Source organism: Corynebacterium kroppenstedtii, from assembly GCF_016894245.1.
In the GTDB taxonomy this organism is placed as follows: domain Bacteria; phylum Actinomycetota; class Actinomycetes; order Mycobacteriales; family Mycobacteriaceae; genus Corynebacterium.
In genome coordinates this window covers 781,928-808,570 of record NZ_CP069792.1, presented here as the reverse complement: position 1 = coordinate 808,570, position 26,643 = coordinate 781,928, and the positions used below count along the sequence as shown (strand labels likewise).

Below are 26,643 nucleotides of genomic sequence, written 5' to 3'. Positions count from 1 at the left end.
CAACGGCTCACGCCGAGTATCAGCGACGCTCACAACGCACGACGATAGTTGCGTCGGGTAAGACATGCGTCCCCGCTTCAACGACTGAACATTCCCCGCCCCCGGCTGAGCTGATAGACCTGTGGTCACGCTCGATCTCTTCGTGAGCACTCGCGCCCTTCATGGCCAAGACCAAACCATGATGTCTGGTTAAAGGCAATGACCACCCCATAAGTTTGCCCAGTGGCGCGACTGCTCTGCTGGTCACATAGTCAGCTCCGCGGTTCTGTCGTTTGATCGTCTTCTCTTCGGCACGGCCCCGAATTACGGACACGTTGTCCAATTTGAGCTTGTCGACGACTTCCTTGAGGTAATTCACGCGTCGTAGCTGAGGCTCAACGAGCGTGATGTCTAAGTCTGGCCGCGCGATCGCGAGAGGGATGCCTGGAAGACCGGCGCCGCTTCCGATGTCCACGACACGCGAGCCACGCTCCATCAGTTCTCCAATAACGGCGCAATTGAGGATGTGCCGTTCCCACAAGCGTGGTGCCTCGCGAGGCCCGATCAGTCCGCGAACGGTAGCATCACTGCGTAGAGATTCATGGTAAGCAACGGCGAGTGGTAGGCGATCACCAAAGACTGTCGCCGCCTCAGGGGGAGTGGGCGGGGCTTCATTTATGAATGAATTATTCTTCATGCCCTGAGCATTGTCAGCTTCCGGAGTATCGCTCACGTCCAGAGCACGCTCGTGATCACCGTGCTCGATCGATGTTTCACGTGAAACATTGTCTCGGTCAGTCATTACCTTATTATCATTACCTTGCTACTGGTTACTCTGCTGCTAGATCAGATCTCATCGCTCAACGATGCTAGCGTACAGCGTCGTCAGATGTTTCACGTGAAACCACGACAGAGCGCATCGGAGGTAACCCGGCACTCTCAGACGTAAAACCTTCTTCTTCCGCCACTCGGCTATGCACAGCAGCACGCTCAAACGGATTCATCGGCCGAAGAACCACGGGTTCGCCCGTTTCACGCACTCGATCTAACGCTTCTTCTGCCTCAGCGAAAAGGCCCTGACGCTGCGAATCGCGGTAACCGTCGATGTCAAGAACAACCCCCGGAACGTCCTTAAATCCTGACGCACGAACTGCCAATCGTGTCAACATTTGTAAGGCATCAATGCCTTCACCATGCCGGCCGATAAGCTGGGCGCAGTCTCCACCCGGAAGTTCCACAAACGGTCGACCTTGAGTGACGCCATAGTCAATATCTCCATCAAGATCGGCGGCGTCTAAGAGTTCTTCGATGTAATCAGCAGCCGACTCTGCGGCACGGTCGGTATTGTTCACAGGGCCTTCATTCATGCCTCAATTATGCGCGCCCAGAGTGGAGCGCGGTAGGGGTGAGGGGGTTTCAACCCCCATAATCACCTATGCAGATTTGTCCATAGTGCCGAACTACGGCGTCGGCAGGCGGACAACGGAATTACTTCATCAACGACGACGCCATAGTAACCACAACGCCACCACACGAAAAAAAGGAGGGCCTGCAAGCCCTCCTTTACGCCTCACGGCAAACAGCGTCCCTTCATGCGACGCTCAATGCGGATATTACTTCTTCTTCTTACCGCCCTTTTTCTTATTATTTTTCGGCTTCTGACCAACCTTCGGTGCAGTGGCACGCTGAGCTTCAGCTTTTGCCTTCTTTTCCTCTTCCTCTTCGCGGTCCATCTTGTTGAAGAGGACAATCTGCTGCCCCAGTGTCCAGACGTTATTAGCCAGCATGTAGGTCAAAAGCCCGATCTGCCAGAACATACCGGTGATCAAAATCATGGCCGGGAAAAGCCACAGCATCATGTTGTTCATCATGTTGGCTTGCATGGCCATCTGCGGGTTTTGCGCGTTCTTCTTCGGGTCGGCCGCCTGGCGTGCTTTATTCCGCCGGACCATATTCCTGGCGTTGAAGTGCGTGGCCAACGCAGAAATAATCATCAACGGGATGGCCACCACGAGAATGTTGGTCCGCGTAAAATCAACGCTCCCACTAGCGGAGAACGCGTCGAACGCTTTTTCCGGCATCCGAATGTAGGCCGACAGGGGAGCACCGAACAGGCGCGCATCGAGGAAGGACTGCACCTCGGTGGCACCAAACCCGTAGTTAGGAGTGTTGCGGGTCTGTTCGACGGTCATTCCTAGTTCGCCGTGGCCGGTACCCGTTCGGTTGAAGGACCGGAGTACGTGGTACAGCGAAATAAAGATCGGCATCTGAACCAGAGCCGGTAGACACGAAGCCAAGGGATTAACGCCCATCTCCTTTTGGAGCTTGCGCATCTCAATAGCTTGAGTCTGCTGGTCGTTCTTATATTTAGCCCGAATTTCCTGCATTTTCGGCTGCAATTCCTGCATCTTCCGACCAGACCGCATTTGGTTCGCCATCGGCTTGAACAAGAAAATGCGGATGGTAAAGACCAGGAAGATAATGGACAACGCCCATGTCACGCCGGAATCCGGATTAAGGAATAATCCGAAGAATTTGTACCAGGCCAGCATGACCCAGGACACGGGGTAGTAGATGAAGTTAAGCACGGGGGTGCGTCGCTCCTAATCGTTTACGTTTTGGGACTGTGGGGCCGTGACTGTTCCGTGGACATCGCCATGATTGCACTCCATACCAAGTCACTGGCGGTTGTTTCGCCCACCAGCAGTATCGGTTGTGCCCTCACGATGGTTTCTGTCATCGTGCCCGTGCGCATCGTGTACACGTTCACGAGGTGTTCGTCGCGGGGGAACAGGATCCCACCCACCTGGATGCCATGGTCCACATTTCGACAATCGAACCGCGGCCATGAGCACACCTCGTACAACACCGTACCTGCGGATGGCCGTCAGAGCGTAATTGCTACACGTAGGCTCAAATCGACACGAGGGTCCAGGTTTCAGCGGGCTTATTCCATATTGGTAAAAGAGTATGGCTTTTTCAGCCCACGATTGCCGACGACGATGCTCACGGCTGTCTTTATCCTGGTCTGTCGAGCCAATGTCACGCTGGTCTATCGAGCCCACGCCACGGTCGTCGTGGAGTGGAGGAGGAGAAGGGTGACGGTCAGCTGAACTCATCGAGGCACCACGAACGCGACTGCCCTGAGGTGGCAGTTCCGAACGTTTCACGTGAAACATCTGCATCCCGTGCCTGTCTAGCGTTAGAGGTTTTAACGTGCCTTAGAGGTTGTTAGCGTCGACGTCATTGTTCATGATTGGTCATGCTGTTGTGAACGATCGTTCTCAGCTTCCCGACGTCGCGCTTTACCATAAGCCTTATTCGTACAGTATGTCACTGCTTCAGCTAAGGCAGTGTGGGAAGCGTGCGCCGCGGCAGGGCGAGCACGAATAACTAAATCCACATTCCGCGGAAGGTCGTCCACCACTCCTTTGGCAACATGACGTAGATGCCGTGCCACCGTGTGACGAACAACGGAATTCCCCACACTTTTCGAACACACGACACCCACACGCGGGCCATTGATGAGATCAGCCGTGGCAGGGTCAGTCGAGCGTATAACAACATGAACCACGACTAGCTTGCTACCCGACGTAGCGCCTCGAATGGCCGCCCGAAAATCCGATCTATGGCGCAGCCGTTGCGATGCTGGGAGCACGTGATTCCACATCCTCTACTTGGTGACCTTGGGCATTACCCCTCGGGTGGATTCTGTCATTATGAACCGGATAAACAGATTTCTATAGATCGCCTCTGTGCAGATCGGCTCAAATATAGACATATAGAGACAAAAGTGGAGCTTCCCCGGCCAACATTTACCTAAGACCGAGGAAACTCCACCACATTCGCTCAACGGCACCAGCTTTATCAACAGCTGGAGAAGTACGTACCTCTACGCACCTATGCCGTCAGCGACTTACGCCCTTTACGACGACGTGCCGACACAATGGCACGACCGGCCCGCGTACTCATGCGGCTACGGAAGCCGTGAACACGGGAACGGCGACGGTTGTTCGGCTGAAAAGTCCGCTTGCCTTTGGCCACGGTACTCAACTCCTCAATACACTCGGGCTCGCTAAACCCGGCACAATCGAGACAGGTTGCACCAACCTTCTAACGACATGCCGAGAGCTTGCCATGTAACACATTATTTCAACAGCAATACAGAAATCCGCTAAGACATCTCGATTACTACGCGGTACTTCCGTACCCGCTAGTACCTCCCATGCGACGAACACGGGGCGAGCAGCTTTTCGGCAGAAACAGCATGAAGCCAAAGCCAGAATCGCTGTGTATTGCCATGCTCGTGAAAGATCGGACGCCACCGAAAGCGCAGGCATCACAGATCTATTACGAATGACCTTATAAGACTACGGGTTTTACCACACGAGTCACAAATCAACGATCAAACCGCTCAATGTACCCCTAAATAGCACGGTTGTCATTCACTTATAAACTCCACAAAAGTCAACAGTGGCTAAAGACACATCATTAAGCCTGTGGATAAACCTCCCAGAATAGAAAGTCCAGGTCGTATCGCGTGTCCTTACATATTCCACAGGGGGTGTGGATAAGTTGTCCACATCTGTGACCTCAACCTTTACTTGAGGTTTATTTTCCCAGGTCAAGGCCAACTCTTCCACAGCATGATTAATCCACAGGCTCATAGCGCTCTGGGGATAAACTTGAACCCTCTTTATCCCCAGGTTGTGGATAACATTGTGGAAAACGCTTCTGACGTCTGTATTATGTTATTCACAGCTTATTCACAAGTAAGCAGATTTCTGGGGAGAACGTAAATTACAAATGTGGAATTATGCTCTGCCCAAATTAGTAACAAAATCTGACCATCAACCCACACTAGAGACCGCCATAATGTCATTTTTCATGAGCGAAACCCCGCATTACGGTGTAAAACTCAAACACACATGAGCGCGAACGTCGATGTTTTCCTCGACAGCCACGGGTACCCGCACACAACGTCATCGATACCTGTGACGAAAAACGGATCCACCCGGCCTCGCGTGCACTCACCAGCACATTCCGAGCACGACATAGCAGCAATACGAAAACAGCAACACAAAGGATTACCGATGGACCTTGGGGGCAGCCCTCACCAATTTGGACAAGTTAGCGAGGACTTTTTCACGACGTGGAATAATGTTGTCGCACAACTGATGGCCATGAATTCCCGCGAGGATATCCCAGGACAAATGCCCGGGACGCGAATTACTCCTCAGGATAAGGCCTGGTTAAAGCAAGCTGCCCCAGTCGGTCTTATCGGCGGTATCGCCGTTATCTCCACCCCTAACCGAACAGCTAAAGGGGTCTTTGAGCGCAAACTCGGCGACATCATCGCTGCCGAACTCACCGCAGCTATTGGTGAGCCAATAAAACTCGCTATCTCGATTAACTCCGCTACCACGGAAACCAATAGTTCCCCCGAAGAGCCTCGCCACACGGACTCTCACACCACAGAGTCACATCACACGGAAACTCCTCCCGCACAACCTCGTCCCGCGGAGTCTTACCGCGATTTTTCACAGCTCAACGCCAATCCGGAAATCGGTTTAACCAGCGAAAACGCCGCACAAGAACACGGGCAACCCTCGCATGAAATGCCCCGACCCACCCCACGTGACGACGATCCCTACGTTCTTCATTACCCCGACAACCCCCCACGAGGGGAACGTCCATCCAATTTTTCCGACGGCACCCCCACCAAGCCAGCTTCCTCATCCTCTCTTTCCTCACCTTCTTCTCCTGAAAGAGGAAGCGCCCACGTCGGCCATTCTTATGACACATCCGCGGACACACCCCCGCAGGGATGGAGCGAGGGGTACATCAACAATGCCAGGCCCCAGCGTCGGCAAGAACAAAAACCTGACTCCGAGCGATCGTGGTTAAACGAAAACTACACCTTCGACAATCTCGTTGCCGGCGAAGGGAACCGAGTAGTTCGAGCTGCAGCCATCGCTGTCGCAGAAAACCCAGCTCAAGCCTATAATCCGCTCTTCATTTGGGGTGGATCTGGTCTGGGGAAGACTCATATTCTTCACGCCATTGGGCATCGAGCCCTTGAACTGCGCCCCGATCTGCGCGTCCGGTACGTGTCGATCGAGGAATACACCAATGAATGGATCAACTCGATTCGCAATAACCGAGGCGAGGACTTCAAACGAAAGTATCGCAGCTTCGACATCCTGCTGGTAGATGACATTCAATTTCTGGCCGGCAAACCAGAGACTCAGATCGAATTTTTCCACAACTTCAATGCCCTCCATGGAGCACAAAAACAGATTGTCCTGTGCTCGGATCGCTCGCCCAAGGAGTTGACGGAGCTAGAGCCTCGACTCAGGACCCGTTTCCAATGGGGATTCACGCAGGACATTCAGAAACCTGACCTCGAAACGCGCATCGCAATTCTCCGGCTAAAAGCAGAACGGGAGAACGCGCACGTCCCCAGCGAAGTGTTGTCATTTATAGCAGAGCAGAAAGCTGAGTCCGTGCGTGAGCTAGAGGGCGCGCTGAATAAGGTGCTGATTGTCTCATCAATCCAGCACACCCCCGTCACACTCGACATGGCGCGGGATCAACTTCAAGATTTGGTTGCTCCTGAAGTAGTGGAGATTACGGCACCGACGATCATCTCCGTGACTGCGGAATACTTTAACTTGACGACGGCTGACCTGACCGGGCCTGGTAAAGCGCGGCCCATCGCTCATGCTCGGCAGGTCGCGATGTACCTGTGTAGGGAATTGACGGACCTTTCACTGCCCAAGGTCGGCAACAAGTTCGGTGGACGCGATCACACCACCGCGATGTATGCAGAGCGGAAGATACGGAAAGAAATGAGCGAGAAGCGCTCCACGAATGAGGCCATTCAAGAGATCACCGCACGTATCAAAGATCAAGCTCGTTAGCATCCTGGTGTTTTAAGCCCGTTGTGGATAACTTAGTGCGCTGACCTGCACATTTATTAAAATCTCATCTTATCCACAATGTTATCCACACCTGTGTAATTACAACTTTGTTATTTCATGATTTCAGTCACAAACTACGTTGTAGCACCATTGCTATAATAGACCCGATAACCTCGAATTTTTAGCAACTACTCCTGTGGATAACTACACCAAAACAGTGGATATAACAGGGGATAACTAAGCCATGATTGTGAATAAATTGATACCCACCCCGGTTCTCCACAGACCACCCCACTTTATCCACAGCGCTATCCCCAGTTTATCCACAACCCAATATCGATAATGACAAGCGACAATCCCGGTTATCCACTGTTTCCACAGCCCCTACTGCTATTACCGCTTTTTCTTTCAGGGAAATGAGTTATAGAAATAGGGCTCGCCGTTCTGTGGGGATAACCCAGATCAAAGCACATGTGCAGCCTTGCGTTGAGAGGGCTTGACAGCACATGCGTTAGTGACATGGAAAATCAATTACGGGCTGAAATAACAAAAAGTGACTCGGGTTTGTCACTAGGAGTAGGTAACATCCAAACGTGCATCACTCCACGATGACGACAACGAGCACAACCACTACCGACTCAATGAACACGGAGTAACAATGGAACCCAATGGTGTTTCTTTTCGGGTAGCGAAAGATGACTTATCCGCAGCTTTAAGCTGGGTAGCGCGTAGTTTAGCGAGCAAACCAACTCAGCCGATTCTTCGAGGCGTCATGATGACCGCCGACGATGACGGCTTGCTCCTCGCCGGATTCGACTACGAAGTCTCCACCCGTGTGCGCATTTCGGCCGAAGTGCTTGAACCCGGGCAGGTCCTCGTCGCTGGTAAATTAGCTAACGACATTATTGGGTCACTTCCACACAAAGATGTCGCTATCTCCGTCGACGGCACCAAAGTTCATGTGGCGTGTGGGCAATCTAATTTCGAATTACCCGCAATGACGATCGAAGATTATCCGGAACTTCCATCATTACCGGAAGAGACCGGGCACATTGATCCGCATGTCTTCACTGCTGCCATTGGTCAAGTTGCGTCGGCAGCAGGCAAAGATGACTCCATGCCTATGCTCACCGGCATAAAAATGGAGGTCAAAGGGAATAACGTCGTACTTGCCGCGACTGATCGTTTCCGTTTAGCCGTTCGTGAATTTACGTGGGAACCGTCGTCACCCGACGTCGACGCAGAAATCCTTATCCCGGCACGTACCTTGGCCGATTCTGCTCGGACGCTCGATACCCGCCTGAACGATCCCATCCAACTTGCGATGGGCGCTGCCCAAGACGTCGGCAAAGATGGGCTTTTAGGCATCGTGTCGGAGAATCGGCAGACAACAACACGACTGATCGACGCCGATTTCCCCAAATTCAGGCCGCTATTGCCCAAGAGCCACTCATCCATGGCCATCGTGGAAATAGCGCCGCTGTTGGACGCTATTCGACGCGTCAGCCTGGTGGCTGAACGAAATGCCCAGGTCAAACTAGAGTTTTCTGAGGATCAGCTCGTCTTGTCTGCTGGAGGTTCAGAGGCAGGCACCGCGGAGGAGACCCTTCCCGCTCAATTTGCCGGCGAGCCACTTCTTATCGCATTCAACGCGAATTACCTGAAAGAAGGCTTAGCCTCGATCGATACAAAGAATGTGGTGTTTGGGTTTACTCAACCCTCCCGCCCGGCGATCTTGATCCCAGAGCCAGAAACCATGCCCGAGCAGGACAGTGATGGCCAATTCCCGACACCATCGACATACTTCACATACCTCCTGATGCCAGTCCGGCTACCGGGCTAAAGACATATTTTTGTTCGACGCTGTTCCCATCCCCACGAGGCATCCCACCTGTGTATATCCGTGCGCTGCAATTACGTAATTTCCGGTCGTGGCCAGAGTTGGATCTTCAGCTCGGCCCGGGAATTACTGTGTTTTCAGGGCCGAATGGTCATGGAAAGACCAACGTGGTGGAAGCGCTTGATTATGTCGCCCACCTGGGTTCGCACCGCGTATCGACGGATGCTCCGCTGGTTCGCGAGGGACACGAATACACGACGGTGTCTGCAACGGCCATCAATAGTGGCCGGGAACTGACCGCCCATATGCTTATCAAGGCACGTGGATCGAATAAAGCCCAAATAAACCGCGCTCCCTGTAAAAGCCCACGTCAGCTGATTGGAATTGTCAAAACTGTTCTTTTTTCACCAGAAGATTTAGCTCTAGTACGTGGTGAACCCGAACACCGGCGGCGTTTCCTTGACGATCTCCTCATCGGACGGTTTCCCCGCTGGGCAGGCACTCGCTCCGACTACGATAAGATCCTTCGCCAACGCAATACGCTGCTCAAACGGGCCTCGAGACCCCTCCGACAAGGATATGGCGGAGGAAATGACTCCGATTCCGCCCTGGACACACTGGACACATGGGATTCGCACTTGGCAGCGGCCGGTGCACATGTCATGGCGCAGCGGATTGTCTTGGCCCATGTGCTCTCGCCCTACGTAAAAAACGCGTACCAGCGGCTGGCGCCAGAATCTCGACCTGCGCAGATCACCTACCGGTCCACCGTCGATAAAGCCCTTGGTGATGCTGGGATCACGCCGGAAACCGTCGCCAATGATGTCGTAGGAGCAACACCTGTTATTGAGGCAGTGTTGTTATCGGAGCTGGCCCGCCGGCGTGATACTGATATTCAGAGGGGGACAAGCACGTGTGGTCCTCATCGCGACGATGTTGAATTGTTGTTAGGAACCCAACCAGCGCGAGGTTATGCCAGTCACGGTGAATCCTGGTCATTCGCGCTTGCGCTGCGTTTAGCTTCCTTTGAATGGCAACGTGAGCAAGGCACGGACCCCATTCTTATTCTCGACGATGTTTTCGCGGAGTTAGATGCTGCCCGACGACGCGCCCTCGCCACTGTTGCCAAGGATGCGGAACAAACATTGGTTACCGCGGCCGTGGGGGATGATTTGCCGCAGGACCTGGTGAATAGTGACATTCGCGTTCTTACAGTGGAAGCGTCGACGCCCGATGGTTCAGACATTAGGTCTTCTCGAATCACTCACGACTCCGCTAAAGCCGAAGCGCCGGAGTCTACGGCGAGGGAAGGTGCCGTAGATGAAACTGTGGCGGAGACCGACGGCCAGGGAGGCGACGTTCATGAATGACCCCGTTGCCGAAGCACTTGCCCGCATTTACTCGCACGGCCGTGTGCCCATGCCCCCCAACATGCGGAAAGTCCTTCAGACCACCTCACCGAAAGGCCATAACTCTGACCAGAACAGCGCGACCCGTAAAAACGGTGCTGCTCACAAAGATGGTGTGAACCACAAGACCGTCGATAAGCCCGACGAAGGAAGCGTCGGCAAGAAAGTCGATAAGGACACAAATTTTAAAGACTCATCACGGGCGAAAACTACCAGCGCGATGTCGGTTTTCCGTGAGTTTTCGCGCACATCTCGAGTGTATCCCACGGGACCGGATGGTCACCGCCGGAAGAATACTCGTCGGTACGAGTCCCTGGGCACGATTGTCAATCGGGAAGTCGCGCGGCGCGGGTGGACGGAGAAGGTTTCCCATGGGTGGATTACTGCTAACTGGTCCACGGTTGCAGGTGATTACTTAGGGGAGCACTCCAGGATAAGGATGATTAAAGATACGACACTGTTTCTTGAGTGTGATTCCACCGCTAAAGCGTCCGAACTGCGGTATTTGCAGACAGAATTGCTGAGCAGAATTGCACAACACGTGGGGCCTGACGTCATAACTGCGGTGAAAATCTTTGGTCCACGGCCACCGTCGTGGCGGCATGGACCGCTACATGTCAAAGGCCGGGGACCACGCGATACCTATGGATAGTGGAACACATGCGCGACATATCCCAGTGGTAACAATTTCTGGAATAGTCCCCGCACTATACGAGTCCGAAAATCGCGTCATACGGGCCCTACACGCCCGGTGGGCGTTCAACCGAGGGGGGATACCGGGTATGATGGTGGGCAACTGTGAAAAGTAAAGGAGCGCTGCTACATCGTGGCCGAAAATGCTGCCGAAAATAACACAAGGCACGACTACGACGCCTCATCGATCACCATTCTCGAGGGGCTCGAAGCCGTCCGCAAGCGACCCGGAATGTATATCGGCTCGACTGGAGAAAGAGGCCTACACCACCTCGTGTGGGAGGTTGTCGATAACTCCGTCGATGAAGCCATGGCCGGGTACGCCACGCATGTCGACGTCACCATCATGAAAGATGGGGGCATCGAAGTTGTCGACGACGGACGTGGCATCCCCGTTTCCATGCACCCCTCGGGAGCACCCACCGTCCAAGTGGTCATGACGCAACTCCACGCTGGCGGTAAGTTCGACAACGACTCGTACGCTGTGTCCGGTGGCCTGCACGGCGTCGGTATTTCCGTCGTCAATGCCTTATCTACCCGGGTCGAAGCTGAAATCAAACGTGATGGTTACCGCTGGTATCAGAACTTCGCCGATGCGATTCCCGATGAGCTAGTCCAGGGCAAAAAAGCCCGTGGAACAGGGACGACTATCCGCTTCTGGCCGGATCCGAATGTTTTCGAAACAACCGAGTTTAAGTTTGAGACGATTGCTCGGCGCCTTCAGGAGATGGCGTTCCTTAATAAGGGCCTGTACATCACGCTGACCGATAAGCGTAACCAGGCAATCGAAACGCCCGACGATGCCGACGATACTGTCGAAGAAGCAGCTGCGGCGAAGTCCGCCGAAGAGGCGGCTGCTGATGCCGAACAGAAAGCTAAAAAGCCCAAAGAGCGGACGGAAACGTTCCATTACCCTGATGGGTTAAAGGACTACGTTGCCTCCATCAACAAGACGAAGACCGCGATACACCCGACGATTATTACTTTCGATGCTAAGGGTGATGAGCATGAGGTCGAAGTGGCGCTGCAGTGGAACTCGGGCTACGCCCAAAGTGTTCACACCTTCGCCAACACGATCAACACCATTGAAGGCGGAACCCACGAGGAAGGGTTTCGCGCCGCGCTGACGTCGTTAATGAACAGGTATGCGCGGGAGCACAAACTGCTCAAGGACAAAGAACCTAACTTGAGTGGCGACGATTGCCGCGAAGGTCTCGCGGCCGTTATCTCTGTCCGCGTAGCCGACCCCCAGTTCGAGGGCCAGACGAAGACGAAACTTGGAAACACCGAGGTCAAGAGCTTTGTCCAGAAGCAGGTCTTTGAGAATGTCAGCCACTGGTTCGAATCAAATCCGGCCGAAGCGAAGATCATTGTCAATAAAGCGGTATCGTCTTCCCAGGCACGCGTGGCGGCCCGCAAGGCTCGTGATTTAGTTCGCCGTAAATCCGCGACGGACCTGGGCGGTTTACCAGGTAAGTTAGCTGATTGCCGATCCAAAGACCCGACGCTGTCTGAGCTCTACATCGTGGAGGGTGATTCCGCTGGCGGTTCGGCCAAATCTGGCCGTGATTCGATGTACCAAGCCATTCTTCCTCTTCGAGGGAAGATTCTGAACGTGGAGAAGGCGCGGTTGGACCGTGTTCTGAAGAACAACGAAGTTCAGGCGATCATTACCGCGTTGGGTACCGGAATTCACGACGAGTTCCATATCAAGAAACTGCGCTATCACAAAATCATCCTGATGGCCGATGCTGACGTTGACGGTTCGCACATCGCAACCCTCTTGTTGACCTTGCTTTTCCGGTTTATGCGTCCGCTGGTCGAAGAGGGCCACGTGTATTTGGCGCAGCCACCGCTTTATAAGCTGAAGTGGGGCAAAGGAGCGCCTGGGTTCGCTTATTCCGACGCGGAACGTGATGAGTTATTAGCGGAAGGCCTCGAGCAAGGCCGGAAAATTAATAAAGATGATGGCATCCAACGGTATAAGGGCTTGGGTGAGATGAACCCCAAGGAGCTGTGGGAAACGACGATGGATCCCTCGATCCGTATTCTTCGTCAGGTTCAGTTGGAGGACGCGGCTAAGTCAGATGAGATCTTCTCGGTTCTCATGGGTGACGACGTTATAGCCCGTCGCAGCTTTATTACCCGTAACGCGAAGGATGTTCGTTTCTTGGATATTTAGTTTGTGTGCCGGAATCGTCTCCGGACATGAAGATATCGACCATAAGCGGCTGATTGCAGCGATCAGCCGCTTTGGTGTATTTAAGTCAGTGTGACGAAATAACTCGCGCGGGGTGGTTGGGTGCTTTTCGGTCGGTCAGGGGCCGCAGTTGAGGATATGTGCGCGCCGTGAGGTTGGAATTGAGGTCCGAACTGTGTTGAGGTCTGGTTTACTCTCTGAATTTTCGACTGTCGACGATTCTGGTGGTGCCACACGTTTCACGTGAAACATTGGCGTTGGGAGGGTAAGGGAGTGGTTCCAACAAGGTATGAATCTCAGCGTGAGACCTCTAGTCAGCCCAACGTCGTTGAAGTGGTTAACTTATGGGAGCGAGAAACTACCGGTTGTTTCCACGTAGTTCTTGTGTGGAAACGGAATAATGTTTCACGTGAAACATCGTCCATTCGCTGGATGAAATTCAATGGAGTCTACTGCGTAATAGTAAAGGATTTTTATGTATGGGCAGTAACGCAAAAATAGAGACGTCATCATCCGGTGATAGAGGATTAAAAAGGGGACTGAGCGCTAGGCACGTCCACTTCATAGCCCTAGGATCCGCCATTGGTACAGGTCTGTTTTATGGCTCAGCTGATGCCATTCAGTCAGCTGGTCCCGCCGTACTTTTGGTTTATGTCTTGGGTGGCGCGGTGGTGTACTTCATGTTGCGCGCCCTTGGCGAAATGGCGGTGCGAATGCCCGTATCAGGATCCTTCGCCGAGTATTGCCGAATCTTCCTCGGTCCATGGTCGGGATACATCACAGGTTGGATGTACGCGTTCGAAATGGTGATCGTGTGCCTTGCGGATCTGACCGCTATCGGAACATATATGAAATTCTGGTTCCCGGAGTCACCCCAATGGGTATGGGTGGCGGTGACCTTACTCATCGTTGGGGCCGTCAACGTAACGAGTTCACGGCTTTTTGGGGAACTCGAATTCGGCCTCACCATAATCAAGGTATCCGCTGTGGTAGCTATGATTGCCGGTGGTGCAATCATCTTAATTTTCGGATTAGGAAATCACGCCGATTCCGGCGTCCACAATTTGTGGTCTCATGGAGGATTTTTCCCTCATGGGCCATGGGGCATGGCTATGGCACTTGTAGTCGTGATGTTCGCATTCGGTGGTTCTGAGATCATCGGAGTAACCGCTGGAGACGCCGAAGATCCGGCGAAAACAATTCCAAAGGCCATTCATTCGGTCCCGATACGTATTCTGCTGTTTTACGTGTTGGCCATCGCGGTGATTGTCACTATTAACCCGTGGTCAGAAATTAATGGTGAGTCGTCCCCTTTCGTGCAAATATTTAATGATCTAGGTGTGAATTGGGCAGCGGCTCTGCTCAACGTCGTGGTTATTACTGCAGCTCTATCAGCCATTAACTCAGATCTCTTCGGCGCGGGCCGGGTTGTCCACGGAATGGCGGCTGAAGGATTGGCCCCACGATCCTTCGCTCGTACATCGGCCAAAGGTGTGCCCATCTTTACAACTACAGTAATGCTCGGAGTTCTAGTGATTGGCGTGGTCATCAACTTCTTAATCCCGGAGCGCGTGTTCCTCGTGATTGCTGCTCTAGCGACCTTCGCCACGGTTTTTGTATGGTTGATGATATTGTTGGCCCACCTCGCCAGCCGGACGGGAGACCAGGCACCCGCCAGCAAAGACCTGACCTACCCGGTTCCGCTGTGGCCGTGGGGTCAATACTTTGCTCTCGCAATGGTTGTTATCACGATTATCATGATGATGTTTTCCGACGATACACGGTTGGCTCTGGTTGTCGGTGTCGCCTGGACGGCCTTAATGAGTGTCGTATGGGTGGTTCGAGGCCGGCAAACGTATGAGGAGTATCTCGCCGCACGGGAAGCGGAGAAGTCTCACGCTTAACACCGTCGGGGCGTCGTATTCTTTATGACGCCACTCCATTTCCTACATCCGGGGCAGCCGACGTGGTCAGCGTCGAAAACTCTGTGTGTTACGTCATTCCATCCATTCGTGTAGAAGGCAATGTTTCACGTGAAACACCGTTGACCCCGCCGAGGCTATTTAGGTCCACGGAATAACTTCATAAAAATGACCCAGCCGATCCCGAACGGAGTCGGCTGGGTTTTCAACGATCTGACGCTAATAATACTTTGACGCCATGAGAAACCGTCGCTCTTACGTAACGCCGGTTCTATAAATGTCAGGTTGTATCAGTGTCAGGTGTGCCTCAAAGTGGAGAGGTGCTCCTAGGAAGCGTGCTTCTCAATAATGTCACCAAGATCGGGAAGTCCCTTTTCGACGATCCCTTCGAGCTTCCCGCGGAAGGTTTTGTAGATTTTCTGAGCACCTGAGTTATTAATGCTTCCCATGCGCTCATCACTTAGGTCCGCTAAATCCTTAGTGACTTCATCCGACCGCGTTTCCAGGTACTTACCAAAGCCACCTTCCGGCTTCCCATTTTGGTAGGCCTGCCAATAGGGGTTGAGGCGATCAGCAAGATGAGGCAAAAGGCGATCGGTCATGTCTTTGACCAGATCGGGCCGAGCCTTAACTGCACCACTGAAAGCCGTCTTGATTGCTTTACCGGATAGCCCGGAAAGGTTGTTGATGGAGTTCTCGGTGGATTCCGCCAGGTCAGAGACCACGGAATCTCGAGTACCATCTTTAGTCAAAATATCGGAAAGTTCAGACATAGGCTCTAAGACTAGCCAAAAAACCGTCACCTTGTGGCATCGCAATAAACGGGGAGGTCAATCGCGGCTGCACAGATAAACCTATGTGCGTAGCGCGCATCGTCACTAGCAGGCTTATGATCGTCATATGTCTTCATCCCACTCAGACCAGTACATCAGCGCATACATGAATTTCATGGATCAATCTCCGACGAGTTACCACGCTGTTGCGATGATGGCCGACGAGCTCCGGCAGGCGGGTTTCCATCCACAAAAAGAAACCGACTCATGGGATGTAAGCCCCGGGGGACATTATGTTATCCGTGATGGCGCAATGATCGCTTATGTCATTCCTCCGCTGGCTAACGTGGATGACACTGCCGAACGCGACAACGCGCGAAAGAAAACCGCGGTAACAAAAGACGACAACAGTGTGCGTCACCCGGCGTACCGCATCATCGGTGCCCACACGGATTCCCCAGCACTAGCTTTAAAACCGACGCCTCAGTCCACAACGTCAGATGGATGGGGACACTTAGCCGTGGAGGTCTACGGCGGGGCCTTATTAAATTCATGGCTCGACCGTGAGCTGTGCGTAGCTGGGCGAGTCGTCGACGAAATGGGTGCTGTTCATCTCGTCCGCACGAAACCGATTGCACGTGTCCCGCAGTTGGCCATCCATTTAGACCGTAAGGTGAATGAAGGGTTAGAGCTGAACCCCCAGAAACATATTCACCCCGCGTGGACGGTCGATGATGATAGCGCCGACATTATGGAAGTCATCGCAGAGTCCGCGGGCCTATTGAATAAAAGCCAGATCTTTGGCTGGGATCTGAAGCTGGTTCCGACGCAGAAGGCGGCCACATTTGGTGCTCAGTCACAGTTTATTGCGTCGGGTCGTCAGGATAATTTGTCATCGGTATTTGCGGGATTTCACGTTTTACAGCAGTTGGATACCGACGCGATCCCCAGCGATGACATCCTGGTCTTCGTCGCGAATGATCATGAAGAGGTTGGGTCGGGAACTCGATCGGGTGCGGCAGGTCCGTTCCTCGAGGATGTCTTACACCGGACGGCCGTTGCTTTGGGTTATGACGCCGATGAGGAAGCGCGAACGATGGCTCGCTCCGTGTGCATATCGTCGGATGCGGGACACTCGGTGCACCCCAATTATCCAGAACGTCATGACCCGGACACGCGGCCAATGATGGGACACGGACCAATGGTGAAAATTAACGCTAACCAGCGTTATGTGTCAGACGCTGTGGGCGAGGGAATCTGGCAGCGCGCGTGTGAAAGCGCTGGCATTCGCCACCAAGCGTTTGTTTCACATAACGCTATGCCATGTGGGTCGACAATCGGGCCCATCACGGCGACTCGGCTGGGAATGGTCACGGTAGACGTCGGCATCCCCCTGCTCTCGATGCATTCTGCGCGAGAAATGAGCCACGAATATGATTGCTGGGCGCTCTCGAGGGCGATGGATGCTTTTTGGACGATGGAATCACTGGAATATGGACAGTGATTGGAGTGCCGGGTGGAGACATTCCTCGTCGAAGGGCAAGTACTCGGTGATCGTTAGCCCACCCGAGGTTAGGTTGAGTTAATTAATAATCCTTGGTAGTTTCAGCCTATGCTACCTAAAACCTTGAAAGCTGCAATAGCGGCCGCTGGAGCCTCGTGTGCTGGAGTGTGTGCTCTTTTTGTCGCGCCAGCCGCTCATGCCGGAGACGCCTTTGCCGCCCCGGATGGTGTTCCTAGCGAGGGGTCTCGCCCTGTTGTCTTTATTCTTCCTGGGCAGTCAGTGGGCACGCTGCCGTACGGAAAAATGAAGGCGAACCTGGAGGCGGGCGGGTACGATACTCGCATTCTTGATCTTAAAGGGATCGACGTTGTTGCCGATGCTCATCGCATTGCCGACGCAGTTCATCGCGTTCGTGAGGATAATCCTGATGCGGAGATTTCACTGGTCGGACATAGTGCTGGTGGTATTAGTGCCCGTGAGTATGTGAAGTACCAAGGGGGTACGGAGGAGATTGCCCGGTATATCGCAATTGGGTCGCCTCAGTATGGAAGTCCGGGCGCGTGTGTACAGGGTGGTAGTGCTAAGGATTTGTGTCCAGGTTCGGAGTACATGAACCGTTTAAATGCTGGGGATGATACTCCTGGTCCTACCGAGTATTACGCTATACGCGGTGAACATGAGTGGGCGGATGGCCGGTTGGATGGTGGACAGTGCAGGATGAAGCCGGTGGCGTCTCCGTCGCCCCTAATTAATGGTGGTTTTCACCACTCAATAGAGCCTTTACAATCTGAGGTTTCAGCCACGGTCCTTGCCGCGTTGAATGGCATGTGCACTGGTGAGTATGTTGACGAGCCGATTGATTTTATCCAGGCGAAGGACACCATCTTCCAGGATGGGCTGTGATTCGCCCAAGACTTTATCCCGGAGAAGCCTAATAGGTTATTGCACGTGATAACGGTGCTTAGTGACGGTGGTGTAGGTGCACCGTGCAGGTTGGGGTGCACCTAACATGTGTATTTATCGCAGTTCTGAATCGACTACGTTCCACGGGATGTAGGCACCATATTTTCCGGTGTAGTTCTCCAGGTAGCCGACGTTGATTCCGATGACGCGATTGTATCGATCGACCATTGCTCCACCCGACGTGCCGGGTTTGGAATTAAGAGGTGAAACGAGGGCCACAGTATTGGGGCGCCCGTTCCAGCCCATGAGGGGACGATCGGTAACACGAGACTCGTTGAAACGCTGGCCGAGTCCGAGGACATGGACAGGTTCTCCCACGTTAAGTGAGTTATAGTCCCGTTTTTCCCAGCGTCCGTCGACACGGACAGCGGAGTCTAGATCAATCTTGACGGCATCTAGACCTCGACTCATTGCCGCTACCCGTCCAATACGATGGTTCGATTGGTCGAAGATCTCGGTTCCTCGAGTCCACCGACCGTGAGAGCAGTGCTCTGCTGTGTATCCGGTACGGTCTCCGATCAACGTGATACTGCAGGTTCCGCCGCTACCCGAACGGATAGTAGCTCCCTGGTGGACAGTGATGGTGCGTTGGTTCGGAGTAGTAAAGACACCTTTGGTTTTGAAGTCCTTCGAGGCGTCAGGCCACGGATGATGTGAGTACGTTGGGTGCTCAACGGCGTGAGCATCGTTAGCTGCCATGGGCATGCCAACAGCAGCAAGTGTGATCGATAATGCGGCAATAGATGCGCGAAGTAGGCGGCGCACTTTCCCCCCAAAAAATATGATGTGCAGATTATGTCAAATCTGGCGGTTTCGGATGCTGGAGTTTCTCTCTCAGCTAATAATTGAGGATACTCTATAAACGACGTTTCTGTGAAATGAATGAGATTGTGATATTTGTCTGTGAGGAAAAGCGGTAGTTTAAAACATCTGCTGCTTTTAATTAGGTAGAAATTAGATGACGACGTGGCCTAACATTGTACGAGATGTGCGTCAAACACCCCGTGAACAGCATATTTAGAGTTATTGAAAACGAATTATCAACTCTACTCGAAATTAACGATGGTCGTTGATTTAGGTAGAGAGTTTGAGGAAATGGGAGGAACTATCTGATCTTAGAACATTTGTCGCATGGCCTATTGGCTTATTTTTACCTTGATGGTGGGGAGGGAATAGGCTTAAAAGGAAAGAGTCTATCCCGTAATGCATAACTGGTGAAGCACATCGGGACTAAATATGGGGGTAAGTAAATTATATGAGGGCAAGTAAATTCGTGTCGGATGCTTTAAAACGTCTTCCACTACCGGCTTTACGCGAGATCTTTAAAGCCTAGGTGAATACCCCGCTGGTTTATTTGCATTCCACGTGGTTTTTCCGCTGGTTATTTTCGTGGGCCTGTGTTTATCGGGGAGGAGACGTAGTTTCCGCTGCCGATAGAAGGCTGGCAAATGGCAGGTGTCCTCTTCGCCGTGTAGGTGGTAGTTCCATGCGCGGGGGACTGGTATCGAGTTGTGAAGCGACACTCGTAACTCCCTGGTCGATCAAGCTAGAGGTGGTGCCAATAGGTCGTCAATAGCCGTGCGGAGGTCATATGGTCACCACTCCGGATGGTGGTGCCGATTCCGCGTCGGCCAGCAGTGCTCCACACACCCACGTGTCGCTCGTCATCAAAAGTGCGGTTGTTTTATTAGGAATGACCGCACTTCTCAATCTTTATTCAACGCAGCCGATCCTGGGTGACATCGCCGTGTGGGCGCATATCTCGACCACCAATGCAGCCTGGACGATCAGTACAACGACGGTGGCCGTTGCCATAACGGCTCCTTTTGCGGGGATGTTGTCCGATCGGATTGGCCGTCGGCGGGTGATACTGGCCGCTGTGGCCGCGATGGCGGTCCTGTCCGTGGCGGCGTTGACGTCGTGGTCCTATCCGGCCCTGGTGGGATTCGCCTTGCTGTTCCAACAGGTTGCCCCGTTTACGTTTGCCTCCCTGGCATTGACGCACCCACCGTTCGATCTTTCTACCAGCACCATTGGTCTGATTTTTGTCGTATTCCTCATCCCAACGGTGACGACGCCACGTTTCGGAGCGCTGATGGACAAGTGGGGTCCGCGCCGGCCGTTTTTTGCGTCACAAAGCGTGAGCGTCGGCGGTCTCGCCCTCACTCTCTTTCCGACGATTCCTGCGGTGATTATCGGCCTCGCGCTGTCCTGCGTCGGTGTATTCGCTGGTCAAGGAGCCGAAACACTCATGGTGGGGAGGTTAGCCGCGGGCGCCAGGTCGACCGGCGTCGGCTTGTATCTGAGGGGCTACTACGTCGGTGGTGCTATTGGTGGGGTAGCACCGATTTCGTTTTATTCGGCGGCTGGATGGGGTGCCGTCGTGTTGGTCGTTCTTGGTGTTGTGCTGTGCGCGAAGGCGATGGGCTGGTGGGCATGGCGTCCGTGCGCATCACAAGTCACCCACGGCACCGAATAAGCAGGCTTGTTAAGTAACTATGGCCATACTTGGTGTGACGTCCACTATCAATGCAGTTAGCCTACCCCCGCATGGTTACACCTACTGTTAATGCATTCACCAATTGTTTAGGCTCAATGTAGTTAGCACAATCTCGTGTGCCTCACCCTCATGTTGTGGGCTTTTGTTGCGCCAGCATTGGTGTCAGGTTAGCGAGCCTTGCGCATGTCTATATTTACGCCCTGTGAATAGGAGTCCCCGTGGTTCAGCGTCAGTTCCCGAATCCGAAAGAAATTAGGGAATATCTGCACTTTAAGAAGCCCGAGCTGAATTTGAAGAAGCGTCGTTTGGAAAGCGCTTTGACGATTTATGACTTGCGGAAGATTGCAAAGCGTCGCACTCCAGCATCGGCGTTCGACTACACGGATGGTGCTGCAGAAGGGGAGATTTCTATCGCCCGTGCTCGCAAGGCATTTGAGGACGTGGAATTTCACCCGTCCATCCTGAAGGACGCTTCAACGATTGATATGAGCACCTCGATTCTCGGCGGTCCATCTTCTTTGCCATTCGGCATTGCGCCGACGGGGTTCACTCGCCTCATGCAGACTGAAGGGGAGGTCGCGGGCGCAGGTGCAGCCGGGGCTGCGGGCATTCCTTTCTGCCTGTCGACGCTGGGTACCACTTCTATTGAAGACGTGAAAGCCACCAACCCGACGGGACGTAACTGGTTCCAGCTGTACGTGATGCGCAAGCGCGAAATCTCGTACGGGTTGGTTGAACGCGCAGCACAAGCCGGTTTCGATACCTTGTTCTTCACCGTCGATACACCGGTGTCCGGTAACCGTATGCGCGATGTCCGTCACGGTTTTTCCATTCCGCCGCAGTTGACGGTGAAGACCGTCGTCGACGCTATTCCGCGCCCCTGGTGGTGGATTGACTTCTTAACGACGCCTCCGCTGGAGTTCGCTTCCTTGAGCTCGACCGGTGGCACAGTGGGCGAACTGCTCAATAACGCCATGGACCCCACGATCAGCTTCGATGACTTGAAGACGATTCGTGAGATGTGGCCCGGGAAGCTCGCCGTGAAGGGCGTCCAGAACCTTGAGGACTCGAAGAAGCTCGCCGATCTTGGCGTCGACGCGATTGTGTTGTCTAACCACGGTGGACGACAGCTCGACCGTGCACCGGTGCCATTCTTGCTTCTCCCCGAGGTCGCCCGCGAAGTCGGGAAAGACGTGGAGATCATGGTGGACACCGGCATCATGAACGGTGCCGATATCGTTGCCGCGTTGGCCCTGGGTGCGGACTTCACCTTGATTGGACGTGCTTACCTGTACGGCTTGATGGCTGGTGGCCGTGCTGGTGTGGACCGCACCATCGAAATCTTGCGGTCGCAGATAGAACGGACCATGAAGTTGTTGCAGGTCACGAGCATTGAAGAGCTAGGACCTCAGCATGTTACGCAGCTCACTCGTTTTAATCGTGTGGACTCGTCACGCGACGATGCAACTGTGTAACCCGCAGCGGGAGGGCTAGTTCTTTAACAGTTCTTTCACCAGTCTGAGGGCTAGCCTTTAGCGCCGCCGCGGGTGCGGTTGTGCACGCTGGCCGTCTGATTGCCAGTGAATATGTTTGACGCCACGGTGAACCGGTTGCGTCTTTAGGTTCCCATTTGGGGGTAAAAACGGGGACCTGTCTGACGTATTCCTGCGGTTTACCGTGGTTTTTAGTTGTCTCATTATCACGATTTTTGACCCGTTTAGGGTGATCGTAGAGGATGTGACTAATACGGTGGTTTAACCACGTAAGTGCTTTACATCACTATTTTCTGCTGGTGTGTGAGAAGCAGTCTGGGTGATGCGTCGTTTGTCCCTCGGCATCACTCAGTGATGCCCCTGAAAAGTAAGAATAACCGGTGTCATGAGTTCCACCTATCAGCCTGATTTGGCTCCGCTGGCAGATAATTTATTTGTCTCCGCGTTGGTAGCTTTCCTCCCCTTGGCCACAATCTTTGTCACACTCGGAGTACTGCGGTGGAAGGCGCATTGGGCCGGTCTCACCGCCTTGGCCGTGTCCTTCGTCATTGCCATCGCAGCCTATGGAATGCCAGCCCACCTTGCAGGCTTGGCTGCCACTCAGGGCGCGGTGTTCGGCATCTTCCCGATCATGTGGATCGTCATCGCCGCGATCTGGTTCTATGAGATCACCGTTCGTTCGGGCCGCTTCCAGGATCTACGAGCCCTCATCGATCGACTTTCCGACGATCCCCGCGTGCAAGCAATTCTTATCGCATTCTGCTTCGGTGGCATGTTGGAAGCGTTGGCCGGATTCGGTGCGCCCCTGGCCATCACCGGTGTCATGCTCTTGACCATCGGATTCTCCCGCATGCGTGCTGCGGTGTCGGTCATGGTGGCCAATACTGCTCCGGTTGCCTTCGGTGCTGTGGCAACGCCGATCATTACCGCTGGCGCGTTGTCGGGAATTGATTACCAGCACATCGGTGCCATCGTCGGCCGACAGACCCCTATTTTATCGGTCTTTATCCCACTCTTCCTGTGCATTCTGGTTGACGGAAAGCGTGGTTTGAAAGAGTGCTGGCCGATCGCTTTCGTCATTGGCCTCGTGTTCTCCCTCACCAAGTTCGTGTTCTCTAACTACATCTCGGTGGAACTAACTGACATTGCGGCAGCTCTGATGGGTGTCGCTGCCACCGTGATCATGTTGCGTGTGTGGAAGCCGAAGGGAACGGAAGAAGCCCGCGAGCGATTGTTTGTAGAACGGCAAAAGGAGGACCAGGAAGCTGGTACTCAAGACGTCGCAGGTGCAGAGACGGTTGCACAGGAAACGGAAGAGCGTGAGCTCACCGCGGGCCGGACGTTCATGGCGCTCTTCCCGTATCTCCTTGTTCTCGTGGTCTTCTCCTTGGCCGAGTTGTGCGATCCGGTGAAACACTTCCTGAAGAGCACAGACGTCACGATTCACTGGCCGGGTTCGGACGGCCACATTCTGACCGCAGACGGCAAGGTGTCGGGAGCAACCATCTTTGAATTCACTTGGCTGTCGTCGCCAGGAACATTGCTTATCATCTCAGGTTTCATTGTTGCCGCTGTGTACCGGGTGTCTTTGAAGGTTTTGGGCCAGGCTTATTGGGAGAATTTGGTGAAGATGAAATTCTCCATTTTGACCGTTGCCTCCGTGGTCGCCCTGGCCTATGTCATGAACCAGTCGGGTCAGACGATCACAATGGGTACATGGATTGCTGGAGTGGGGGCAGCATTTGCGTTCTTTGCCCCGATTCTCGGTTGGTTGGGTACTGCCGTGACTGGTTCTGACACCAGTGCGAACGCTTTGTTCTCGACGCTACAGCAGGCAGCGGCTGAAAAAGCGAATGTTGACCCTGCCCTCATGGTTGCATCGAATACGTCCGGTGGTGTTGTCGGTAAGCTGGTGAGCCCCCAGAACTTAACCATTGTGGCGACAGCAGTTGGCTTGGTTGGCCGTGAGTCCGAGATTCTCCGGAAGGTGATCCTTTGGAGCGTGGGGCTTCTGATCGCGCTATGTATCATCAACGGGTTGCAGGCAACAGTGTTGAGCTGGATGATTCCATAATCTCAGAGTCGTCACCGTAAGACTCGTCAACCTCAGATTCGGCGGTTGGGAGGTTCATAAAGGGGAGTGGGGGCACTCCCAATCGCCAGGGTCATTGATCCGGTCATTAAACGCGATAGTCGGGGTCATCGCTATCAAGAAGTTCCCCGGCATGCGCACCGATCATTAACGTATAGATCTGCTGAACATGGATTAAAACACCCACCTTGGGTGGGGCGTAACCGTGAGCCTCCGCATAAGCAAGGCAGGCGTCCCACACCGGCCCGGTGCGGTGGATTTCCGCAGGACCAATAAACCTGTATCCATCGAGTTCAGCCCAGTCCACCACCGCAACGGCAGCCAGTGAGCCCTCGCGTAGATTTTCGTAATGCTGACGGCCGGTGTTCTCGTTGTACACCAAGGTATGGTCGTCCCACACGCGTAACGACCGCTTCGGTCCGAGATTAGGCCGAAGGGTCTCAGCGTCAGTCACCGTCGCCAAAAACGGAAGGTGCTGACTGATCATTTCCTTCATTGGATCTGTCAGTGTTGCCATTATGCGTCCTTTCATTAGAAAACACTCACGCCCTCGGTAGGGGCTTGTCGACGAAACTCCCACGCTGTAGCGCTGAAGGCGCTGACGTTGCTTCTTATGCGCTAGTCCGCGGCTTCTTATGCGCTAGTCCGCGCGCGAGGATTTATTGAGGTTGTTATTTCATCATGATGAATGATAAAGTTCAACCCGTTGAACAACGAGGGACGAACGAGCCCTCGTGAGATCTATCCGTCTCCAAGTGGGAGAACTATGCCGAGTCCATCTAGTGCCTCTGGGACGCACCTTGTCTATTTTTCGTCGGCCTCGGGAAACACCGCACGTTTCGTGGACAAACTTCACCTACCCGCGGCCCGAATCCCGATGAGGCTGAAAGAGCCTGAGCTTCATGTGTCGGAACCGTATGTGCTTATCACTCCAACCTATGGGGGAGGGGACATCGCTCGAGCGGTTCCGCGCCAAGTTATTCGCTTTCTCAACGACGAACAGAACCGATGCTTATTACGGGGAGTGATAACCAGCGGGAACACGAACTTTGGGGCCGCTTTTTGTTGTGCAGGCCCCGTGATTGCCTCGAAATGCCATGTTCCGGAACTTTATAGATTCGAGTTATTAGGGACGAGCCGTGACGTTGAAAAAGTTCGGAATGGATTAACGGATTTCTGGAAGCACGTCAAAGAAAACGAAACCCTATAGAGAGGAAAATGATTTGTCTTATATCGATGAATCGATAACTCCAGCTGAATGGTCCAAATATGGCGAAAAGCCATTGAGGCCGGTGAATTGGAATCGCTTACAAGATCCGAAGGACTTAGAAGTGTGGCAGCGGTTGACGGGAAATTTTTGGCTTCCGGAAAAAGTACCTCTGTCCAATGATATTTCCAGTTGGAATTCGCTACCCGACGATCTACGCCAACTTACCGTGAAAATCTTCACCGGATTAACTTTGCTTGACACTGTTCAGGCGACGGTGGGTGAAGTGAGTCAGATACCGGACGGCAGAACCGAGCATGAGCAGGCGGTATATACCAATATCTCGTTCATGCAGTCTGTACATGCCAGGAGTTATAGCAGTGTTTTTAGTACGTTGTGCAGTACTCCAGAGATCACGGAATCCTATAGGTGGGCAACGCGCAACACTGTCCTCCAGCAGCGGGCCACTACGGTGATGAAACACTACTATGGCCGAGATCCTCTAAAGCGGAAAGTAGCGGCCACACTGTTGAGCTCGCTGCTCTTATACGCCGGATTTTATTTGCCATTGTGGTTGAGCTGTCGCGCTAAACTCATGAACACCGCTGACATGATTCGCCTTATCCTTCGTGATAAAGCTGTACACGGTTATTATTCCGGCTACAAATTTCAGCGGGGACTCGATGCTCACCCTGAGAGGAAAAATGAGCTCCAAGAGTTTACGTATTCTCTCGTGGATGAGCTTTTAAGTTTGGAGAAAACGTACTCTGGTGAGTTGTATGGCGATATCGCTGTGCCCGATGACTCTCACCAGCGTTCAGAATCCTCATTCACCTCGCGTCCGAACTTTACGGGCGTTATGGCTTTTGTCTATTACAACGCGAATAAAGCTCTCATGAATCTTGGTTATCCCGCCCTGTATGAAGATGAAGCTGAGCTGACGGAACCAGATATTTTGGCTGCACTCGCGCCGGAGGCATCAGAAACGCACGATTTCTTCAGTGGTTCCGGAGCTTCCTATGTGATTGGAAAAACCGAAGCGACAGAGGAATCTGACTGGGATTTTTAGCAGTCGTGTAAAGCAATATTGAGTAGCTGGCCAGCCTGGACAGCCTTAAACCAGAATGCGAATCTGTGCGCCAAGC

The 26,643-nt window shown here is 53.3% G+C and carries 22 protein-coding genes; 13 read left to right on the top strand and 9 right to left on the bottom strand.

Annotation, left to right across the window (positions count from 1 at the left end):
- Window positions 1-19: 19 nt before the first annotated feature.
- The 6 genes from rsmG to rpmH form a co-directional block, all read right to left on the bottom strand.
- On the bottom strand, window positions 20-676 hold the full coding sequence (gene rsmG / locus I6J23_RS03560) for a 16S rRNA (guanine(527)-N(7))-methyltransferase RsmG (protein ID WP_239455028.1): 657 nt from the start codon (window positions 674-676) through the stop codon (window positions 20-22).
- Between the two features lie 172 nt (window positions 677-848).
- The gene (locus tag I6J23_RS03555) at window positions 849-1,346 is read right to left on the bottom strand and encodes a protein jag (protein ID WP_204582553.1); all 498 of its coding nucleotides are present in this window, start codon (window positions 1,344-1,346) and stop codon (window positions 849-851) included.
- A 246-nt stretch (window positions 1,347-1,592) separates the two neighbouring features.
- Window positions 1,593-2,567, bottom strand: coding sequence for a membrane protein insertase YidC (gene yidC / locus I6J23_RS03550; protein ID WP_046203502.1), 975 nt, complete (start codon window positions 2,565-2,567; stop codon window positions 1,593-1,595).
- 90 nt (window positions 2,568-2,657) lie between these two features.
- Window positions 2,658-2,951: a membrane protein insertion efficiency factor YidD gene (gene yidD / locus I6J23_RS03545; protein ID WP_239455027.1), complete on the bottom strand. Its 294-nt coding sequence runs from the start codon at window positions 2,949-2,951 to the stop codon at window positions 2,658-2,660.
- Window positions 2,952-3,229: 278 nt separating this feature from the next.
- The gene (rnpA, locus tag I6J23_RS03540) at window positions 3,230-3,637 is read right to left on the bottom strand and encodes a ribonuclease P protein component (RefSeq protein WP_204582551.1); all 408 of its coding nucleotides are present in this window, start codon (window positions 3,635-3,637) and stop codon (window positions 3,230-3,232) included.
- A gap of 242 nt (window positions 3,638-3,879) precedes the next feature.
- Window positions 3,880-4,023 (bottom strand): 50S ribosomal protein L34, encoded by a 144-nt coding sequence (rpmH, locus tag I6J23_RS03535; RefSeq protein WP_012732704.1) that lies wholly within the window; start codon window positions 4,021-4,023, stop codon window positions 3,880-3,882.
- A gap of 884 nt (window positions 4,024-4,907) precedes the next feature.
- Between rpmH and dnaA the strand changes: the two genes are divergently transcribed.
- The 6 genes from dnaA (at window position 4,908) to I6J23_RS03505 (ending at window position 14,948) form a co-directional block, all read left to right on the top strand.
- Window positions 4,908-6,902: a chromosomal replication initiator protein DnaA gene (dnaA, locus tag I6J23_RS03530; protein WP_204582550.1), complete on the top strand. Its 1,995-nt coding sequence runs from the start codon at window positions 4,908-4,910 to the stop codon at window positions 6,900-6,902.
- A gap of 658 nt (window positions 6,903-7,560) precedes the next feature.
- On the top strand, window positions 7,561-8,745 hold the full coding sequence (dnaN, locus tag I6J23_RS03525) for a DNA polymerase III subunit beta (RefSeq protein WP_204582549.1): 1,185 nt from the start codon (window positions 7,561-7,563) through the stop codon (window positions 8,743-8,745).
- Between the two features lie 50 nt (window positions 8,746-8,795).
- The gene (gene recF / locus I6J23_RS03520) at window positions 8,796-10,112 is read left to right on the top strand and encodes a DNA replication/repair protein RecF (RefSeq protein ID WP_204582548.1); all 1,317 of its coding nucleotides are present in this window, start codon (window positions 8,796-8,798) and stop codon (window positions 10,110-10,112) included.
- Window positions 10,105-10,803 carry a DciA family protein gene (locus tag I6J23_RS03515; protein WP_204582547.1) on the top strand — a complete coding sequence of 233 codons (699 nt, stop codon included), beginning with the start codon at window positions 10,105-10,107 and terminating at the stop codon, window positions 10,801-10,803. The genes recF and I6J23_RS03515 overlap by 8 nt, the downstream gene beginning before the upstream one ends.
- Before the next feature lie 174 nt (window positions 10,804-10,977).
- A complete protein-coding gene (gene gyrB, locus I6J23_RS03510; RefSeq protein WP_204582546.1) occupies window positions 10,978-13,026 on the top strand; it encodes a DNA topoisomerase (ATP-hydrolyzing) subunit B in 2,049 nt (682 codons plus the stop codon).
- A gap of 497 nt (window positions 13,027-13,523) precedes the next feature.
- The gene (locus I6J23_RS03505) at window positions 13,524-14,948 is read left to right on the top strand and encodes an amino acid permease (RefSeq protein ID WP_204582545.1); all 1,425 of its coding nucleotides are present in this window, start codon (window positions 13,524-13,526) and stop codon (window positions 14,946-14,948) included.
- Window positions 14,949-15,292: 344 nt separating this feature from the next.
- On the opposite strand, the gene I6J23_RS03500 is transcribed toward I6J23_RS03505, so the two are convergent.
- The gene (locus tag I6J23_RS03500; RefSeq protein WP_204582544.1) at window positions 15,293-15,739 is read right to left on the bottom strand and encodes a DUF6918 family protein; all 447 of its coding nucleotides are present in this window, start codon (window positions 15,737-15,739) and stop codon (window positions 15,293-15,295) included.
- Window positions 15,740-15,866: 127 nt separating this feature from the next.
- Here I6J23_RS03500 and I6J23_RS03495 point away from each other — a divergent pair, with 127 nt between their 5' ends.
- Window positions 15,867-17,243: a M18 family aminopeptidase gene (locus tag I6J23_RS03495; RefSeq protein ID WP_204582543.1), complete on the top strand. Its 1,377-nt coding sequence runs from the start codon at window positions 15,867-15,869 to the stop codon at window positions 17,241-17,243.
- A 108-nt stretch (window positions 17,244-17,351) separates the two neighbouring features.
- The gene (locus I6J23_RS03490; protein ID WP_204582542.1) at window positions 17,352-18,146 is read left to right on the top strand and encodes an esterase/lipase family protein; all 795 of its coding nucleotides are present in this window, start codon (window positions 17,352-17,354) and stop codon (window positions 18,144-18,146) included.
- A 114-nt stretch (window positions 18,147-18,260) separates the two neighbouring features.
- Here I6J23_RS03490 and I6J23_RS03485 read toward each other — a convergent pair whose 3' ends face one another.
- Window positions 18,261-18,971 (bottom strand): hypothetical protein, encoded by a 711-nt coding sequence (locus I6J23_RS03485; RefSeq protein ID WP_204582541.1) that lies wholly within the window; start codon window positions 18,969-18,971, stop codon window positions 18,261-18,263.
- Window positions 18,972-19,797: 826 nt separating this feature from the next.
- On the opposite strand from I6J23_RS03485, the gene I6J23_RS03480 reads away from it, so the two are divergent.
- The 3 genes from I6J23_RS03480 to I6J23_RS03470 all read left to right on the top strand — a co-directional run bounded on the left by I6J23_RS03480 (window position 19,798) and on the right by I6J23_RS03470 (window position 24,273).
- Window positions 19,798-20,685: an MFS transporter gene (locus I6J23_RS03480; protein WP_204582540.1), complete on the top strand. Its 888-nt coding sequence runs from the start codon at window positions 19,798-19,800 to the stop codon at window positions 20,683-20,685.
- Between the two features lie 239 nt (window positions 20,686-20,924).
- Entirely contained in the window at window positions 20,925-22,181 is a 1,257-nt protein-coding gene (locus I6J23_RS03475) for an alpha-hydroxy acid oxidase (RefSeq protein ID WP_204582539.1), read from the top strand.
- 403 nt (window positions 22,182-22,584) lie between these two features.
- Window positions 22,585-24,273 carry an L-lactate permease gene (locus I6J23_RS03470; RefSeq protein WP_046203663.1) on the top strand — a complete coding sequence of 563 codons (1,689 nt, stop codon included), beginning with the start codon at window positions 22,585-22,587 and terminating at the stop codon, window positions 24,271-24,273.
- Window positions 24,274-24,379: 106 nt separating this feature from the next.
- Here I6J23_RS03470 and I6J23_RS03465 read toward each other — a convergent pair whose 3' ends face one another.
- Complete coding sequence (locus I6J23_RS03465) at window positions 24,380-24,808, bottom strand: pyridoxamine 5'-phosphate oxidase family protein (protein WP_204582538.1); 429 nt, start codon at window positions 24,806-24,808, stop codon at window positions 24,380-24,382.
- A gap of 171 nt (window positions 24,809-24,979) precedes the next feature.
- Between I6J23_RS03465 and nrdI the strand changes: the two genes are divergently transcribed.
- Both nrdI and nrdF read left to right on the top strand, forming a co-directional pair.
- A complete protein-coding gene (nrdI, locus tag I6J23_RS03460) occupies window positions 24,980-25,501 on the top strand; it encodes a class Ib ribonucleoside-diphosphate reductase assembly flavoprotein NrdI (RefSeq protein WP_318743637.1) in 522 nt (173 codons plus the stop codon).
- A gap of 13 nt (window positions 25,502-25,514) precedes the next feature.
- A complete protein-coding gene (gene nrdF / locus I6J23_RS03455) occupies window positions 25,515-26,567 on the top strand; it encodes a class 1b ribonucleoside-diphosphate reductase subunit beta (protein ID WP_204582536.1) in 1,053 nt (350 codons plus the stop codon).
- The last annotated feature ends 76 nt before the right edge of the window (window positions 26,568-26,643 follow it).

Excerpts from the sequence above, each read along its gene's own strand:
- rsmG (WP_239455028.1), bottom strand. The coding sequence starts at position 676 with ATGAAGAATAATTCATTCATAAATGAAGCCCCGCCCACTCCCCCTGAG.
- I6J23_RS03555 (WP_204582553.1), bottom strand. The coding sequence starts at position 1,346 with ATGAATGAAGGCCCTGTGAACAATACCGACCGTGCCGCAGAGTCGGCT.
- dnaA (WP_204582550.1), top strand. The coding sequence starts at position 4,908 with ATGAGCGCGAACGTCGATGTTTTCCTCGACAGCCACGGGTACCCGCAC.
- dnaN (WP_204582549.1), top strand. The coding sequence starts at position 7,561 with ATGGAACCCAATGGTGTTTCTTTTCGGGTAGCGAAAGATGACTTATCC.
- I6J23_RS03515 (WP_204582547.1), top strand. The coding sequence starts at position 10,105 with ATGAATGACCCCGTTGCCGAAGCACTTGCCCGCATTTACTCGCACGGC.
- I6J23_RS03505 (WP_204582545.1), top strand. The coding sequence starts at position 13,524 with ATGGGCAGTAACGCAAAAATAGAGACGTCATCATCCGGTGATAGAGGA.
- I6J23_RS03500 (WP_204582544.1), bottom strand. The coding sequence starts at position 15,739 with ATGTCTGAACTTTCCGATATTTTGACTAAAGATGGTACTCGAGATTCC.
- I6J23_RS03495 (WP_204582543.1), top strand. The coding sequence starts at position 15,867 with ATGTCTTCATCCCACTCAGACCAGTACATCAGCGCATACATGAATTTC.
- I6J23_RS03490 (WP_204582542.1), top strand. The coding sequence starts at position 17,352 with ATGCTACCTAAAACCTTGAAAGCTGCAATAGCGGCCGCTGGAGCCTCG.
- I6J23_RS03480 (WP_204582540.1), top strand. The coding sequence starts at position 19,798 with ATGGTCACCACTCCGGATGGTGGTGCCGATTCCGCGTCGGCCAGCAGT.
- I6J23_RS03470 (WP_046203663.1), top strand. The coding sequence starts at position 22,585 with ATGAGTTCCACCTATCAGCCTGATTTGGCTCCGCTGGCAGATAATTTA.
- I6J23_RS03465 (WP_204582538.1), bottom strand. The coding sequence starts at position 24,808 with ATGGCAACACTGACAGATCCAATGAAGGAAATGATCAGTCAGCACCTT.
- nrdI (WP_318743637.1), top strand. The coding sequence starts at position 24,980 with ATGATAAAGTTCAACCCGTTGAACAACGAGGGACGAACGAGCCCTCGT.